The organism is Bdellovibrio sp. SBM16 (genome assembly GCF_056175625.1).
The window spans coordinates 53,820-69,928 of sequence record NZ_JBJKJG010000010.1 but is presented as its reverse complement, the minus strand read 5'-3'; the positions used below and the strand labels follow the sequence as shown (position 1 = coordinate 69,928).

16 protein-coding genes are annotated in these 16,109 nt (G+C 43.9%); 7 read left to right on the top strand and 9 right to left on the bottom strand.

The genetic code is table 11. From position 1 onward, the window contains the following. The first annotated feature begins 91 nt into the window (after positions 1-91). The 7 genes from pfkA (at position 92) to AC04MM_RS11380 (ending at position 6,970) form a co-directional block, all read left to right on the top strand. The gene (gene pfkA, locus AC04MM_RS11410) at positions 92-1,060 is read left to right on the top strand and encodes a 6-phosphofructokinase (RefSeq protein ID WP_475380490.1); all 969 of its coding nucleotides are present in this window, start codon (positions 92-94) and stop codon (positions 1,058-1,060) included. Between the two features lie 104 nt (positions 1,061-1,164). Next, a complete protein-coding gene (locus tag AC04MM_RS11405; RefSeq protein WP_475380489.1) occupies positions 1,165-2,304 on the top strand; it encodes an ABC transporter substrate-binding protein in 1,140 nt (379 codons plus the stop codon). Positions 2,305-2,327: 23 nt separating this feature from the next. Beyond that, positions 2,328-3,230: a branched-chain amino acid ABC transporter permease gene (locus tag AC04MM_RS11400; protein WP_475380488.1), complete on the top strand. Its 903-nt coding sequence runs from the start codon at positions 2,328-2,330 to the stop codon at positions 3,228-3,230. A 2-nt stretch (positions 3,231-3,232) separates the two neighbouring features. Next, complete coding sequence (locus AC04MM_RS11395) at positions 3,233-4,162, top strand: branched-chain amino acid ABC transporter permease (RefSeq protein ID WP_475380487.1); 930 nt, start codon at positions 3,233-3,235, stop codon at positions 4,160-4,162. Then, positions 4,162-4,944 carry an ABC transporter ATP-binding protein gene (locus AC04MM_RS11390; RefSeq protein WP_475380486.1) on the top strand — a complete coding sequence of 261 codons (783 nt, stop codon included), beginning with the start codon at positions 4,162-4,164 and terminating at the stop codon, positions 4,942-4,944. The genes AC04MM_RS11395 and AC04MM_RS11390 overlap by 1 nt, the downstream gene beginning before the upstream one ends. After that, the gene (locus AC04MM_RS11385; RefSeq protein ID WP_475380485.1) at positions 4,937-5,659 is read left to right on the top strand and encodes an ABC transporter ATP-binding protein; all 723 of its coding nucleotides are present in this window, start codon (positions 4,937-4,939) and stop codon (positions 5,657-5,659) included. The genes AC04MM_RS11390 and AC04MM_RS11385 overlap by 8 nt, the downstream gene beginning before the upstream one ends. 27 nt (positions 5,660-5,686) lie before the next feature. Beyond that, on the top strand, positions 5,687-6,970 hold the full coding sequence (locus AC04MM_RS11380) for a hypothetical protein (protein ID WP_475380484.1): 1,284 nt from the start codon (positions 5,687-5,689) through the stop codon (positions 6,968-6,970). Between the two features lie 82 nt (positions 6,971-7,052). On the opposite strand, the gene AC04MM_RS11375 is transcribed toward AC04MM_RS11380, so the two are convergent. From AC04MM_RS11375 to fliG, 9 genes are all read right to left on the bottom strand, one after another. Continuing rightward, on the bottom strand, positions 7,053-8,342 hold the full coding sequence (locus tag AC04MM_RS11375) for a flagellar hook protein FlgE (RefSeq protein ID WP_475380483.1): 1,290 nt from the start codon (positions 8,340-8,342) through the stop codon (positions 7,053-7,055). A 167-nt stretch (positions 8,343-8,509) separates the two neighbouring features. After that, positions 8,510-8,974, bottom strand: coding sequence for a TIGR02530 family flagellar biosynthesis protein (locus AC04MM_RS11370; protein ID WP_475380482.1), 465 nt, complete (start codon positions 8,972-8,974; stop codon positions 8,510-8,512). Between the two features lie 2 nt (positions 8,975-8,976). Continuing rightward, a complete protein-coding gene (locus AC04MM_RS11365; RefSeq protein WP_475380481.1) occupies positions 8,977-10,044 on the bottom strand; it encodes a flagellar hook assembly protein FlgD in 1,068 nt (355 codons plus the stop codon). A gap of 14 nt (positions 10,045-10,058) precedes the next feature. Beyond that, entirely contained in the window at positions 10,059-11,660 is a 1,602-nt protein-coding gene (locus AC04MM_RS11360; protein ID WP_475380480.1) for a flagellar hook-length control protein FliK, read from the bottom strand. A gap of 14 nt (positions 11,661-11,674) precedes the next feature. Beyond that, positions 11,675-12,508, bottom strand: coding sequence for a MotE family protein (locus AC04MM_RS11355; protein WP_475380479.1), 834 nt, complete (start codon positions 12,506-12,508; stop codon positions 11,675-11,677). After that, positions 12,505-12,954: a flagellar export protein FliJ gene (gene fliJ, locus AC04MM_RS11350; RefSeq protein ID WP_475380478.1), complete on the bottom strand. Its 450-nt coding sequence runs from the start codon at positions 12,952-12,954 to the stop codon at positions 12,505-12,507. The genes AC04MM_RS11355 and fliJ overlap by 4 nt, the downstream gene beginning before the upstream one ends. Positions 12,955-12,981: 27 nt before the next feature. Further along, positions 12,982-14,301: a FliI/YscN family ATPase gene (locus AC04MM_RS11345; RefSeq protein ID WP_475380579.1), complete on the bottom strand. Its 1,320-nt coding sequence runs from the start codon at positions 14,299-14,301 to the stop codon at positions 12,982-12,984. Further along, a complete protein-coding gene (locus AC04MM_RS11340) occupies positions 14,291-15,088 on the bottom strand; it encodes a FliH/SctL family protein (RefSeq protein ID WP_475380477.1) in 798 nt (265 codons plus the stop codon). The genes AC04MM_RS11345 and AC04MM_RS11340 overlap by 11 nt, the downstream gene beginning before the upstream one ends. Then, the gene (gene fliG, locus AC04MM_RS11335; protein WP_475380476.1) at positions 15,075-16,109 is read right to left on the bottom strand and encodes a flagellar motor switch protein FliG; all 1,035 of its coding nucleotides are present in this window, start codon (positions 16,107-16,109) and stop codon (positions 15,075-15,077) included. Before fliG ends, AC04MM_RS11340 begins: the two co-directional genes overlap by 14 nt.

Below are 16,109 nucleotides of genomic sequence, written 5' to 3'. Positions count from 1 at the left end.
GATATTTGAGCCGCAACCTAACAAAATCAGAGAGTATCCGTCAGTAAAAAACGTACGGTTTATTATTATATTTTTAACGAGATGGGGTCCTATGAAAAAAATAGCTGTTTATACAAGCGGAGGCGATGCCCCAGGAATGAATGCCGCCATTCGCGCGGTGGTCAGAACCGCAGTCGCCAAAAACGTAGAAATCGTAGGAATTTTAAATGGTTACGTCGGCATGATCGACAACAAAATGGTTGCCTTAGCCCCACGGGATATGGCCAATATTGTTCAACGTGGCGGCACCATTTTAAAGACCGGCAGATCGGCTGAATTTATGAAGCCTGAATACCGTACAACCGCCGCTGAAAACCTCAAAAAAGCCGGCATCGAAGGCTTAGTCTGTATCGGTGGCGATGGCTCTTTTCGTGGTGCGCAGGCTTTGTGGGCCGAACACAAAATCCCTGTCATCGGCATCGCTGGAACAATTGATAACGACGTTTATGGAACAGATGACACCATCGGTTTTGATACCGCAGTTAATACCGCTTTAGATGCGATTGATAAAATTCGCGACACCGCTGACTCACATGACCGTATTTTTATCGTTGAAGTGATGGGCCGAAATTCGGGCTTTATCGCGTCCAGCGTGGGTTTAGCCGGCGGCGCCGAAGAAATCTTAACCGCTGAAAATGTCGTGGCCGTTGATAAAATTGTGGATAAGTTACGCGAATCACGCTCTAAGGGGAAATCGAGCAGTATTTTAATCACTGCCGAAGGGCAAAAACCCGGCCGTGCCTATGATTTAGCTGAAGCCATCCGCAAAAAATCAAATCTTGAAGCCAAAGTTTGCATTTTAGGGCACCAACAACGCGGCGGTAGCCCGACAGCTCATGACAGAATTCTCGCTTCCCGCCTGGGCTCAGAAGCGGTCGCTGCTTTACTAAGCGGAAAAACAAACCTGATGATTGGAACACTCGGAAACAAAATTGTCGAAGTGCCGTTAGAACAGGTTACCCAGAATGAAAAACGTGGTGACACAACTCTGATTCAGCTTGCCAGACTGCTCTCTGTATAGGTTTAATTAAACCGTTAATTAGTTAGATCACAGTTCGTCAAAAATTTGATGAGCACACTTTAATTTTTAGACTAAAAAACGGTATTAACCTAAAGGAAGGCACAATGAAAAAAATGTTCTCATTACTTTCAATTGCAGCAGTAGTTGCATTTGTTGGTTGCACGAAAAAAACAGACACAAACTCAAACGAAATTTTACTGGGAAGCTATAGCCCGAACACGGGCGCAATCGCGACTTTTGGTGTTTACCAAAAACGTGGTATTGAAATGGCGATCGAAGAGATCAACGCTGCCGGCGGTATCAACGGTAAAATGTTAAAACACGTTAACTACGACAACAAATCTGACGACAACGAAACATTAGCTGTTGTTAACCGTTTAATCTCTCAGGATAAAGTTGTGGCGATCATCGGTGAAGCAACTTCTGGCCGTTCTAAAATCGGTGCGCAAGTTGCCCAACAAAACAAAATCCCAATGTTAACACCTTCTGCAACTAACCCGGAAGTTACTAAAGTTGGTAACTATATCTTCCGCGCTTGCTTTATCGATCCATTCCAAGGCCAGGTTATGGCTAAGTTTATGGTTGATAACTTAAAAATGAAAAAAGCAGCTATCTTACGTGACGTGAAAAATGACTACTCTGTTGGTTTATCTGACGTATTCAAAGCTGAACTGGTTAAGGCCGGCGGCGAGATCGTTGATGATATCGCTTACCAAGAAGGTGATGTTGATTTCAAATCACAATTAGCTTCTATCAAAGGCAAAAAACCAGATGCGATCTTTGTTCCTGGTTACTACAACGAAGTAGCACTTATTGCCCGCCAGGCTAAAGAGTTGGGTATGAACCAACCTCTATTAGGCGGCGACGGCTGGTCTTCTCCGGATCTTTTCAAAATCGCTAAAGATGCTATCAACGGTTCTTACTTCTCGAACCACTACACGACTGAATCTACAGATCCAAAAACTGTTGAGTTCGTGAAAAACTTTAAAGCTAAATACAACGAAGATGCTGACGTTATGGCAGCTCTTGGTTACGATGCTGTATACATGATGGCTGAAGCGATGAAGTCGGCTAAAGAAATTACACCGGAAACTGTTCGTGCAGGTTTAGCTGGCATTAAGAACTTTCATGGTGTAACTGGGGTTATGACAATGAACGAAAACCGCGACGCCGTAAAATCTGCTGTTGTTGTTCGCGTTCAGGGTCCTGATTACAAATTCGTAACAAGCGTTAGCCCGAACTAATTAATTTTACCACGGAGTAAATGATGCAGGAATTTCTACAACATACGTTAAACGGCCTAAGCTTTGGCAGTGTCTACGCTCTCATCGCCTTAGGATACACGATGGTGTACGGAATTCTTGCTATGATTAACTTCGCCCACTCAGACATCTACATGATGGGTGCTTTCGGTACTTTCTACGTTATTAACTTTTTAAAATTGGGCGAAAGCCCAAATCCGATCACGTTTACGATCGGATTATTGGCCGCGATGTTATTTGCCGGCCTGATCGGCTTCTTGGTCGAAAAATTTGCCTATAAGCCCTTGCGTAACTCGCCAAAGATGAACGTGTTAATCACGGCGATCGGTGTGAGTATTTTATTTGAATTCGGTGGTCAGATTGTTTTTGGGGTTAATCCGAAATCGTTTCCGCAATTAATGTTAGATACCGAGGTTTTTAACTTTATGGATATCTCGGTGCGTTTACTGGATATCATGATCTATCTGGTTACGATCATTTCGTTAGTGTCGTTAAGTTATTTAATCGGCAAAACGCAGATCGGACGCGCCATGCAGGCAGTAAGCTCGCGCCAGGATATGGCGCCGCTGATGGGTATTAACACCAACAAAATAATTTCATTCACTTTCGTGGTCGGTTCAGTGCTAGCCGGCGTTGCCGCCGTACTGGTGGCGATGAAATACCCTAAGATCGATCCGATGATGGGTGTTAAAATCGGCACCAGTGCCTTTGTCGCTGCCGTGTTCGGCGGTATCGGCTCATTACCGGGCGCGGTACTTGGCGGTTACATCTTAGGTTTAGGCGAATATTATCTGATCGGTTACGGTGCTTCGACCTACAAAGAAGCATTGTCGTTTTTATTGTTAATTTTAATTTTATTAGTCAAACCGACCGGCCTTATGGGTAAAAAAGCGAAAGAGAAAATCTAGTTATGAATTTCGTTGCTAAGAACAAACTACTATTTTTTGCGATTTCTTTTATCATCATCGGTATTATTTGCAATTATGCCCTGAACTCATACATTCAGGCATTGATTATCTCGTTTATGATCAATGCGATCATGGCCCTATCGTTAAACTTTATTACCGGTGTAGCGAATCAGTTCTCGTTAGGACAGGCCGGCTTTATGGCGCTAGGTGCTTACACCTCGGCAGTATTAACTAAGGTCTACTTTGCCGATCAGTGGTACTTTATCCCGTTAACCGCACTTGCCGGTGCGATTGTATCAACCGGTGCCGGCTACTTAGTGGCCTTACCGTCGTTTAAACTTCGCGGTGACTACTTAGCCATCGTTACCATGGGTTTTGCCGAGATCGTGCGTGTTTTGTTTTTAAACTGGGATTACGTCGGCGGACCTCGCGGTTACAACGGCGTTGTCAAATGGCCGGATTTTTTAGTTTCGTTCGGCTTTACCGGAGCGGCACTGTTTTTAACTTTTATGGTTTTGTACCACTTAAAGATTTCCTGGTTCGGCCGTAATCTCTGGGCGCTAAACGAAGATGAAATCGCCGCCGAAGTTATGGGTACGCCGATTGCGAAAAACAAACGTTTTGCGTTCTTATTCTCGAGCTTTTTTGCCGGCCTTGGCGGCGCTTTATACGGCCACCACTTAGGTTATTTTAATCCGGCCACATTCGGCTTTTTGATGTCGGTGCAAATTTTAATTTACGCGGTTTTAGGCGGCCTTGGTTCGATGTCGGGTTCAGTCTTAGCCGCAGGCATTTTAACCGCACTGCCTGAAATCTTACGTTCATTACCGACCGGCGGCATCGATATCCGTATGATTGTATTTCCGATTTTATTAATCCTACTTATGATTTTACGCCCGCAGGGATTATTAGGCAGAAAGGAGTTATTCTGATGAGTACTCCAGTGCTAGCAGTAGAAAATTTAAATCTTAGCTTCGGCGGGATTAAAGCCGTTGACCAAGTAACGTTTCATATCAACGAACATGAATTGCTCGGCCTAATCGGCCCGAACGGTGCCGGTAAAACAACGGTGTTCAACATGATTTCCGGTTTCTATAAAGCCGATTCAGGAACAATCAAATTACGTGATGAAGTTATTAACGACTTTTCTCCTGACCAGGTCAACAAAGCCGGTATTGCCAGAACTTTTCAGAATATCCGTTTATTCGGGCAGCTCACTGTTTTAGAGAATGTACTGTTAGCGATGCAACAGACAGAAACCTTGGGCTGGAAAGAAAGTTTACTTAGAACTAAATCGTACCGCGACAAAGAAGCTGTTTTAAAAGAGCGTTGTATTGAATTACTGAAAATCTTTAGCCTGGATCATTTAGCAGAAGAGTTTGCCTGCAACCTGGCATACGGTTTACAGCGCAAATTAGAAATCGTACGTGCGTTAGCGACAAAACCTAAAGTGTTAATTTTAGATGAACCTGCTGCCGGCATGAACCACCAGGAAACAGAAGATCTAAAAAAATTAATCCACTTCGTAAAACAAAAATTCAACTTAACAGTTTTATTAATCGAACATGACATGAAACTGATTATGTCGATCTGCGAACGCATCGTGGTGTTAAACCGCGGTATTAAGATCGCTGACGGTACTCCGGCTGAAATCAAAGCCAACCAAAACGTGATCGAAGCTTACCTAGGAAAGAGAACACAGCTCCATGGCTAATAAAATCAAGGTCGAACATTTAGCTATTAATTACGGAAACATCAAAGCCGTTAAGGGTGTTAGCTTCGAATTTAAACGTGGCGAAATCACCACCTTAATCGGTGCCAACGGTGCGGGAAAAACTTCGACCCTAAAATGTATTGCGGGTCTTCTTCCGGCCAAAAGCGGTAAAGTGATTATCGACAACGGTAACGTGCATCTCGACATCACAAAGATGACGCCGGCTGATCGTTTACGTGCGAAATTAGCGTTATGCCCTGAAGGCCGCGGCGTTTTCCCGAATCTTTCGGTCTTTGATAACCTGATGCTCGGCGCTTATTTAAACAAAGATAAAAAGAAAATCACCGCCTTAATCGAACAACAGTACGAATTCTTCCCGAAATTATCTGAGCGCCGTAACCAGTTATCGGGTACATTATCTGGTGGAGAACAGCAAATGTTGGCGATTGCCAGAGCGTTAATGAGCGAACCGGAGTTTTTAATGCTGGATGAACCGTCACTTGGACTTGCTCCGGTGATCGTTGAGCAGATCTTTGATAAGTTCGTCTTATTAAAGAAAAACGGTTTAGGTCTGTTGGTTGTCGAACAAAATGCAAGCTTAGCTTTAGAAGTATCTGACTTTGCCTACGTGCTTGAAACCGGCGAAATGACGTTAAATGGTACCGGCGAAGCCTTATTAAAAGATTCACGTGTGCAAGAAGCGTATTTAAGCTAACCGGCAAAGTTCATCCCTAAACACCCCGTGGAAAAAAGCACTAAAAAAATACTTTTACTTTCAATCTTCGGCGGCGCGGCCGTTTTAATAGCTGTCGGCTATTTTGCATTTTTACTTTGGGCCTTAGCCAAAGCTTTTCCTAACTCTGACTTTAAAGAAGTCGCAATACGTTTTAAAGACTATGTTATCGAATGCTCGGGTGACTTATCAGATCGTGAGCGCAACGAGAAATGTCTGACCGAATGGCTCTTAACTCAGAAAAACGATACACTTAATAAAAAACGTGAAGAAAATCCAGAATACAATGCCTGCATGTACCAGCAGGAAGTGCTCTTAGAGGCGTTAGCAGCTTCAAAACTTCAGGGCGAAGAACAGTTGCAGCAATATATTTCGCAGTACTGCGATTATCAGCAAAATCCATCGCCAGGCCTTGAAAATACGACCACTTATGCCGGCTACACCGCTTTAAAATTGTTAAAAAATGAACTGGCTAGCCAGGCGATCCTGAACTACCGCTACAGCCAGTATAAAAAGAAAAATTATCTGTTAGAAACCGAAGCCTTAACTGTTTACCATGATCTGGCCAACGCTGCTCGCTCTTGCGAAGATATGGAAGCCGAAATGCTGGCGCTGCAAAAACGCGGATCAGTTTTTGTGCTGGGATCGCTGGCGATTTGTAAACTTCAGAAGTGCCGCAACTCCAGACTGGATCATTGCCCAGAGACCGTAAAACTAGCACAGCAAATGCATTTACATAACGACATCGCCAGCGACTTCATCCTGATGCACGAAGCGGCCCTTGCTGATTCATCGCCCGATAACGAAAAAGTTATTCAGCACGCCCGCCTGGCGCTTGAAAGCGGCTATACTGATGTTGCCGGTGACTTCGATTCAATTCAGGAAGATTTCTATAAAATAAAATTTACTAAAGACAGTCTGGCGTTTAGTGCGGCCCGCTTAGCCAATGCCGCAAAAATTTATGCTCCAGCTTTGAATTGCATCGCGGCTTCGCTAAATAAAGACTGGGAGTTTGAAACCCTGCTTAAATCACCGCAGACTTTCACGAGCGAACAGTGGATAGAAAAGATTAACGGCTGGGCCGGAGATAACAGCGAATTATTGGTACGCCTGGCCTGTGAGGTTTTAACCGATATCGACTCAAAAATAAGGCTTCACGAATACTTCATGAACGACGGATTTGAAGATGGATCAGAATTCGAGGCCTGTAAGGTTATTCAGGATCCGCTATTTAAGGATTTCTGCGAGACTGTGCCAGAAACGACAAATAAGGAAACAACGGAGCGCGACTAACCGCCCGTTGTTATCCAATGGAGTTATGGTTCTATTTGGGAAAGCGAACGGTTAATCACTTAACCGTCCACCACTATTTAAATTAACGTTTTAATTGGATCACTTCGCTTAATAATTCATCTGACGTAGTGATTGTTTTCGAGTTGGCTTGGAAACCACGTTGTTGCGTGATCATATTCACGAATTCAGAAGCTAAATCAACCGTTGAGCGCTCAAGTGATTTCGCCATCACCGAACCACGGCCCGCCATACGCGGACCACCGACAGCAGCTGGACCAGAATCACGAGATTCTTTGAACATGTTACCACCGATTTTGAATAATGATTCAGGCGCTTCGAATTTAGCTAACGCGATTTGCGCTAAGTCTAAAACCTGACCGTTTGAGTATGAAGCTGTTAATACACCTTCATCGTTGAACGATAGACCAGTTACAGTACCTGCAGCGTAACCATCTTGTGACCAAGAAACTACGTCTGAATCTTTACCGAACTGTTTGGTTCCGTCGATACCTTTACCGCCTGAAGCGATATCGTCACCGAAGTTGAACTTGATCTGTTGGTCCTGAGCAGCTCCGCCTTTGAAGTTTAAAGCAGAATTGGTAACTTCCTGAGACTGCAATTTACCGTCTTCAGTAAATTGTAATTTACCCTCAAGAACTATCGCTAAATCCTGTCCTTCTGGAGCATCAGTTACTTCTTTACCGTCAACTAAACCTTTGTACGTCCATGTACGGTCTTCGCCTTTGTTAAAGAATAAGTTTAATAAATGTTTGTTACCCTGAGAATCATACATCTCAACCGCTGTAGAGTAGTGAGAAGTTTTATACGGATCTTTTGGATCGAAAGTTTTAGAGTTCGCAACATTTCTTGAATCTAAGTTAAGATCAAGTTTGATTTCTTTCGTTGCAGAAGCATTAACTAATGCACGCGGGAATTTAATGTCTGAAACTTTATTTTCGATTTTACCTTTTTCATCTGCCTGGAAACCCTGAACTCTTTGACCAGAGTTATTTACCAAGTTACCGGCTTTATCGAATTTAAAAGAACCATCACGTGTGTAAGTAGTTCCTTCAGTACCTTTTAATGTAAAGAATCCGTTACCGTTAACGGCTAAGTCAGTTGTACGATCTGTGTTATCTAGGTTACCTTGTGACATCACCGGAGTGATTGACTGAATACGAGTACCGCGCCCCATTTGGTTACCGCCATCGATTCCCTTTAAGGAACGTGACATTACATCCGCAAATTCTGCTCTTGATGCTTTGAAACCTGTTGTGTTTGCATTTGCAATGTTGTCTGCTGTAACACCCATTGCTTCGCCTTGAGCTTGAAGACCAGTGATACCAGTCCACATTGACGATAGAACTCCCATGATAACCTCCATGTTTTTTAACTTTGAACATTCGTGTTCAAAGTGTTTTTGTTTTTCAAACCTGGTAGTCGACCAGATCTGTTTATGAAGGGCCCCCTCTAGGAGGACCAGCCCTTATTAACTTAAATCAAAAATTCATTCAGGATATTCGACCCTGTTTGAACCATCTAAATAACGATTGTGCTGTCGATGTTGGTAAAAACATTCTCTTTCAAGTTGTTTTTATCCATCACTGTCACCACAGTGTTATTCTTCACGCTCACGATCGCTGCCGAGTCATCCATCAGAACTAAAGTGTCTTTCGATCCTTTAGCTGCGGCTTTCTTTACAGCTTCGTCAAGCTTTGCCAATCGTGATGGATCGTAACTGATCCCTCTTGACTGCATACGCTCGATCGCGTGGTTGGAAAACTTTAAACCGCCTGCTGCATCTGCCTTTGCAAGGTTACCCGCTTTTGCTGGCTCCTGCGCCGGAGTGTTTGCAATCAAACTTTCAAACGTCTCCCGAAACGATCCCGATTCTTTGCTGCCTTCGCTTGAACCAGTTGCTTTGTCGCTTCTGATCTCGCTCGGCGCTTTCGGAATCAGACTATCTATGCGACTCAAGCTGTTCGCAAGCTTCATCTTATCCATCGTTACAACTCCTTACCTGCTGCTGACGGGACAGTGTTGTCAACCATCGCCACATCGCCACCAGCTGCTTTGTCACCTTCAGACTGATGAGCCTGGTAAAGTTCTTTCGCTGCCGAAATTCCTTCCCACATTTCATCTGCCGAAGATTCCATCGCCTTTAGTTGCTCTGGAGTTTTCGTTTCTTCCTTAATCCTAGTTTGCTTCGATGCATCAGCTTTATTCAAGTCGAGGTTTGTAACATCGTTTGATTTCTGGTCGTTGCTCTTAAGACTTGGGTCAGAAAACTGACGAATGTCCTTAAGACGAACAGTCTGTTTTCCCACCTGAAGTACAGGTCCTTCCGGAGAAAAACTCATTCCAGTCACTACTCCCGTGAAGTCGGTTTTTACATTTAACTTCTGCCCGGCGTTGCCAGTTGCTTCAATCTGCACTTTGTATTCGCCTGGTTTTGCTTTATTGCCTTTTTCATCTTCGCCATTCCAAGAAAATTGATTGTCCCCTGCTTTTAACTGAGGAAATTTTAACTTGCGAACAACTTCTTTCTTCGCGTTGAAGATCGTCACTTCAGTTTCTTTCGTATCCTGCGGAAGATTGAATTTCACTTCGTGATCTCTGTCTAAATCCGAACGCGTGATCTTTGCACTATCACCTGAAATTTCTTTGCCAATTAAATTCAACGCCTGAAATTGTTCGATCGGCTTGTTTGCCTGCTTCATTTCTTTAAGCGTTGTATTAACATTCGACATCTGCTCTAAACCTGAGAATTGTGCAAGCTGTGCCGCCATCTCATGATTCTTAAGCGGATTCGTAGGATCCTGATATTTCAGCTGAGCAATCATCAGTTTGAAGAAAGCATCTTTATCCATTGCCGAACTTCCGACCCCGCGCATTTTTTTCGAAGGATCTACATAGTTCGGATCTGCCAGTTTATTTAATGCATCACCAATGTTCTCAGTGCCTAAAGCATTTTTTTCATCCTGCGTAAGGCTGCGAGTATTCGCCTGTTGTTTTAAATCAGGTTCTGCTAACTGTGGATCTCTCCACGTTTTTGTTCCCGCTTTTACATCCATGCTTCTACTCCTTCTTAAGCAACCATATTAATACTGGAACCTTTGTTAGCCGCTACATAAGCGTTAGCTCGTGCCGCAGGCTTTACATTAGGTGCCTGAACTGTCTGATATGAACTTTGTCCACGCTCTTGTTGGTGTCCGCCACGGCCAGAATTTGAATTTGCAAAGTTCTGAAAATTCATTTCTTGCTGCTGTCTGTTTTGAAAACCCGAATTTGACGAGTTCGCATCAGACTGGAACTGAGACTGGTTGTTCGTATCAACCGCAGTTACATTGTTAATCTTAACATGTTCTACGCGCATTTGGTGACTAGCTAGACTAGACTTAAGATCAGAAAGACTGTCTTCGATCATTTTTTTAACCGATTTATCCTGAGCATTCATTTCGATGTTAATTTTTCCGTTTTCCAACGCAACTTTTAACGAAACCTCGCCCATGCCTTCAGGTGTCATTCTGACTGTCATTTCACCGCCACCCTTGGTAACTAAAAACTTCGCTTGATTCATGATCTCGCGGATGTTTTCGTCCTTCATGGCATCTGTTGCCGCCTCAGGTTTATTAGCAGTACCCGCTGCTGCCCCCAGATGTGACTGGAAGCTGCGTTGGTTTGTCTGTAAGGCCTGCACTTGCGCTGCTAAATCGTTTGATCCATCAAACTTATGAACGCTTTGTGACTGGCTCTCACTGCCACCACTATTGCCGTGGTTCTGGCTTTCACCCTGGCGCTGCTCGTTCTCGGCAGAAGATTTTGCCAATACTGCGTTGGTTTGGTTCAACGCGTGGGTTTGTTCAGCTTTCGGTGAAACTTCCTGTTGCACCAATTTCTGTTCTAAACCCGGTGTAGCATTCTCTTTGCTGAGAATATCAAATACTTTGCTTTCAAGCGCGGTTACTGGCTTATCACCTGCAACCTCTACCTGCGCTGCTTCCTGCGGCGGCTGGTTTTGCTTAAGAGCATTCAATTGCTGTTCTTCAGTTGTCTCTACAGGCACGAGCGCTTCTGCCGGCAAAGCGAACTCGCCGGTGCTCAGAGCTTGCTGCTGTGGCTCGCCATTAATGTCCGCCAACAGGGCCTGTTCAGCATTAGTCAGGTGCTGAAACGACTGCGGTTGTTGGACAGCAGCAGGCAAAGCTTCGCCGTTCACTGGCATTTGCGCAGTTAACAGCTGTGCTTGCATGTTTTGGATGTGGGCTTGTTCAGGAGCTAGATTTGCTGGCAGATTTTCTTCGGAATCTGCGATTTCAACTTCACCCTCGTTTGAGACCATGACATTTGAAATCTTTTCTTCAATCGCTGCTGGCTGAACTATTACTTCTGCCTTTGCATCCACTTCAGGTTTTTCTGCTTTGGATTCTTCATCCTCAGCCCGAGCCATCTTCTTTTTAATTCCCCCAGATGACTTCTTAGAAACCTGATCCGAGTCCCGACTTGGTCTTTCCTGTTTCTCTGAACCGACATTGTTGCGCGCCTGTTGCGGCTCTTTGTCTTTGGCCAGAGATTTTAGTTCTTTTTCGAAATCCTTGCGGAAATCTTTATCGAACTTTTCCGGAGCACCAAGATCAAGATCGTTTATCGTACCCTGTGGGGGGCCGACACGTATCAAGTCTTTGATCACTTTCCTCCTTTAGGTTAAGGTTTAACATCCTGAGAAGCTTCAGGTTGTCCCGCTGAAGCGTCTTTATCGGCCTTAGGAATGCTTGATGGCACTCTATAGCCGGCATAACGTTCAGCAAACGCCTGAGCTTTTTCAGTTTTAATCAAATTTAAGATCTCAGCTGCACTTTTCTTTTTCATGCGGCTTAAGATATCAATAACTAAATCTTCATCCATAGTTTCAAAGATTTTAGCGGCCTGGCCGGGCTTCATGTTGGTGTAAACCTGAACCAGCGTTTCAACTTTAGCATCATCCGATTTGATACGGTCTTGAAGCATTGTTGAAATTTTTGAACGGTACTCTTCTAATTCTACTAATTTTTTCTCGATCGCGGCTTTTTGCGCTTCTATCTCAGCTGCTTTTTTATTAAGTTCTTCTTCGCGTTGATCCAACACACGCTTACGCTCAGTTAATTTGTAAATGTAATCTGAATCATCTTCTACTTCGGCGCGGATAGTGCCTGAAACAGTCGTCGATCCCGAAACTGCACCTGCAGCCACTGTCGGCGCGGTATTTTCAGCAGTTGCTGATGCCGGTACTGATTGGGCTTCGGCAACGCCTAAACCAATTTCAACTTTTTGTAAGGTAGATTCAATTTTATCAAAGTTTTCGATCGCTAAGAACAGCCCTAAACCACAGACAACAAATAACACAAACTGCATAACCGGAAATTTGCGTATAGGCTTTTTAGATTTTTTTTGCTGCATATTTTCACGAAGCTTCGCGGCAGAAATAGTTTGTGCAGGTGAAGTCACCTGTGCATTTTTCTTAGCTTCTTTAAAAAACTGATCGTAACCGTTTTTCTTCATTCTTTTGTCGTCCTAACAAAACGAGTTGTTGCAATTTCATCCAACTCTTTAGCTTCTTTATCTCTTACTTCCTGTAAAAAATCGGCTTTCTTTTTCTCTTTAAGCCTTTCCATTATCTTAACCTCAGTCAGGGCATCTTTCAAAATTTCGCGTCTGGACTCGACTACTTTTTCAATTTTTAACAGACGTTCGTTCTGCTGTGCTATGCGGAGGTCTTGTAAAGTAAGAAAATGATTAATTTGACTAACCTGTTCCTGCCATCCGGTTGTCTGACCCGCCAGGCTTGACCTTTGCGCCAATGATTGAGTTTTAACGTCGATCATCTCTTGCAGCTTTTTCTGCTCATCCGCAAGAAAGGCCTGCGCTTCAAGATAATCTTTGCGCGCCAAATCCATTTTAATCTGGCGATGATCCAAAACCTTTTGCATCGGAAACTTGAATTTCATAACTCTAACATCCTGTTAAGTTTATAACTAAGCGCCGGCGGTGATCTGTTGCATGATACGCAGACATTGGGTCATGTTTGCAGAATCATCGGTTTTTTGCTTTAAGAAATCATTAATTTGATCGATCACTTTTACAGCCTTATCGATCTTAGGATTTGCCCCTGATTTGTAGGCACCGATATTGATCAGATCTTCGGCTTCTTTATACGTTGCCAGCAATTCACGGATTTTTATCGCCATCTTCGCGTGATCAGGAGTAGTCACCTGCTTCATCACACGGCTGGCGCTTTGTAAGACATCAATCGCGGGAAAATGGCCTTTTTGCGCCAGCTGACGGGTCAAAACAATATGACCGTCAACGATCGAACGCACACAATCCCCGATTGGATCGTTCATGTCATCACCGTCTACTAATGTTGTATAAAAGCCAGTGATTGAACCGGAGCCTTCAAAATTTCCGGCACGCTCTAATAATTTAGGTAAAGTTGAAAACACGCTCGGTGTATAACCACGAGTAGTCGGCGGCTCGCCGATCGATAGACCGATTTCACGCATGGCCATAGCAAAACGGGTTACTGAATCCATTACCAGTAATACATTTTTATTGTTCTTCGCAAAATATTCAGCAATCGCGGTAGCGACGTACGCCCCACGCATACGTAAAAGAGGCGACTGATCTGAAGTCACACACACAACCACGGTTTTTTTCATGCCGGATTCACCAAGTTCGTGCTCGATAAATTCACGCACTTCTCGGCCACGCTCGCCGATTAAGGCGATCACGTTGACATCAGCTTCGGTATTTTTAGCCATCATACCCATTAACACCGATTTACCAACACCTGATCCAGCCATAATAGCCACACGTTGGCCGCGGCCTGCGGTAATCGTCGCATTGATTGCCCGAACACCGACATCTAAAGACTCACGGATCGGTTCACGATGTAACGGATTAACCACATCAGCATACAACGGAAATTCTTTAAAGTTTTCTATTGGCGCTTGCTCATCAATTGGCAATCCCATGCCGTCAACGACACGGCCTAACAATTCGTCACTGACTTTTACGGTTGCTATTGAACGCGATAAGGTAATTTTACATCCTAGCGATACGCCACGCATTTCATTTAAAGCCATCATTAAAACCTGACGGTCTTTAAAGCCGACAACTTCGGCTAATAACGGTTTTGTCGAATGCGGTGTCTCGATACTGCAGATACTGCCTACAGAGGCACCGGGAAGGTATCCTTTAATTAAAAGACCTGTAACTTCTGTCACCTTACCGCTATCTTCGGTTAAGTGACAGTTTTTGATAATGTCTTCGTATTTATCAAAATTAAGTTTCATCATCTGATGACTCTACCCGGTCTTTTACTTTTGGAATGGCTGCAGATAATTCTGACCATACTTTTTTGAAACGCTCTTCGATACGCGCATCAATGGCGCCGTAGTTGGTTTCTACCACACACCCACCGGCCTGGATCTGATCAGAGGGCTGTAAGCGGATATTCTCAAGAAATTCGTACTTTTCGTTGTCAGAACTTTTATATGACTCTAAAAACTGAACCTGCTCAGGTGCAACTAAAACTGTTACTTCTTCTTCAGCCTGTGCCGTGTGAATCGCGCGGCGGATAACTTCTAATACCACTTCAGGTTTTTGCTCGATATGATCGTACGCCAGTTTTTCGGCGATCTGGTAAATCAGGTTCATGATATGCGATTCATTATTCGAAATTAAATCAGGTTTTAAGTTTTGTACCGAATTTAAAACATCGTGCAAATCAGAAAGGCCACGGTTAATTTCGTTATTTCTTTTTTCTAAAGCGGCAGCGAAACCTTCATCACGTCCCAACTGAAAACCTTCATCGTAAGCTTGCTTCTGAATTAATGCGATACGCTCTAATACTTTTTGCTCGATACGGCTTTCTTCGGATTGTTTTTCGATTTCTTCGACACCGGTCGTAGCACGCAAAACATCACTTAACACGAAGTCAGAGCCCTGCTTCTTGCGCTCTAGGTAATCCAGTGCCGCAGCCGGCGTACCTAGTACGAATTCACGCGGCTGATATTCAAGAACAGTTTTATTCTGTTCCGAATCATCAGTTTTAGATTTGATCAGACTAGACCATCGCATCTTCCGAGCTTCCTCTTGCAATAATTAATTTACCTTCAGCTTCTAAGCGGCGGGCTACGTTGACGATCTCTTGCTGTGCTCCCTCTACGTCTGACAGACGCGCAGGTCCCATATTTGACAGATCTTCACGTAACATTTCTGCAGCACGGGCTGAAATATTCTTAAATACTTTAGCTTTGATATCTTCATTCGCCGTTTTAAGAGCAAGCAACAGACGGTCATTCGGAACTTCTTTAAGAAGCATCTGAATACCACGGTCGTCGATTTTCGCAATATCTTCGAATACGAACATTAGTTTGCGGATCTCTTCGGCAAGTAACGGATCTTTTTCCTCTAAACGTGACATGATAGTCTGCTCAGACGATTTATCCATAACGTTAAGCATTTCGGCAACTGGCTGAACACCGCCAAGGGTCGACTGCTCTACCGTAGACGTTGAAGCTAACTGATTTTTTAAGACCCGGTCGATCTCAGAGATTAACTCAGGATCAACGTTATCTAAATGGGCCATACGAAGTACGACTTCAGCCTGCAGGCCTTCCGGTAAACGGCGAAGGACATCACCTTTTTTCTCTGGCTCTAAATGGGCAAGGATAACCGCAACCGTCTGCGGATGCTCATTCACTAAGAATGTTGATAATGATTTTGCATCAACCATCTCCAGCGACTCTAAAGTTCTGCCGCCGGTTGAAGAAATATTTAAACCGCCCAGGATGCCGCGGGCCCGCTCTTCACCTAAAGCCTCAACGATTGATTCTTTACTTGAAGTGCGCTCAGAGAAGATAAATTCATCAGACTCGCTGATGGTTTCATAGAATTCTTCCAATACGCGTTTAGTTACGCTGACCGGTACAATTTTAAATTTGGTCATTAAATGGATTAATTTACGAATATCGCCGTCATCCATCTTCTTGAACAGAATGCGGATCGCATCCTGGCCTAGGTAATTTACCAGAATTGCGGCTTTATCAATACCGCGAAGAGAGTCGTAATCTAAATTATCATACTTAGCCAGTTTCAT

Bases quoted from the DNA above. Each gene is read 5' to 3' on its own strand.
- pfkA (WP_475380490.1), top strand. From the start codon at position 92: ATGAAAAAAATAGCTGTTTATACAAGCGGAGGCGATGCCCCAGGAATG.
- AC04MM_RS11405 (WP_475380489.1), top strand. From the start codon at position 1,165: ATGAAAAAAATGTTCTCATTACTTTCAATTGCAGCAGTAGTTGCATTT.
- AC04MM_RS11400 (WP_475380488.1), top strand. From the start codon at position 2,328: ATGCAGGAATTTCTACAACATACGTTAAACGGCCTAAGCTTTGGCAGT.
- AC04MM_RS11395 (WP_475380487.1), top strand. From the start codon at position 3,233: ATGAATTTCGTTGCTAAGAACAAACTACTATTTTTTGCGATTTCTTTT.
- AC04MM_RS11390 (WP_475380486.1), top strand. From the start codon at position 4,162: ATGAGTACTCCAGTGCTAGCAGTAGAAAATTTAAATCTTAGCTTCGGC.
- AC04MM_RS11385 (WP_475380485.1), top strand. From the start codon at position 4,937: ATGGCTAATAAAATCAAGGTCGAACATTTAGCTATTAATTACGGAAAC.
- AC04MM_RS11375 (WP_475380483.1), bottom strand. From the start codon at position 8,342: ATGGGAGTTCTATCGTCAATGTGGACTGGTATCACTGGTCTTCAAGCT.
- AC04MM_RS11370 (WP_475380482.1), bottom strand. From the start codon at position 8,974: ATGGATAAGATGAAGCTTGCGAACAGCTTGAGTCGCATAGATAGTCTG.
- AC04MM_RS11365 (WP_475380481.1), bottom strand. From the start codon at position 10,044: ATGGATGTAAAAGCGGGAACAAAAACGTGGAGAGATCCACAGTTAGCA.
- AC04MM_RS11355 (WP_475380479.1), bottom strand. From the start codon at position 12,508: ATGAAGAAAAACGGTTACGATCAGTTTTTTAAAGAAGCTAAGAAAAAT.
- fliJ (WP_475380478.1), bottom strand. From the start codon at position 12,954: ATGAAATTCAAGTTTCCGATGCAAAAGGTTTTGGATCATCGCCAGATT.
- AC04MM_RS11345 (WP_475380579.1), bottom strand. From the start codon at position 14,301: ATGAAACTTAATTTTGATAAATACGAAGACATTATCAAAAACTGTCAC.
- AC04MM_RS11340 (WP_475380477.1), bottom strand. From the start codon at position 15,088: ATGCGATGGTCTAGTCTGATCAAATCTAAAACTGATGATTCGGAACAG.
- fliG (WP_475380476.1), bottom strand. From the start codon at position 16,109: ATGAAACTGGCTAAGTATGATAATTTAGATTACGACTCTCTTCGCGGT.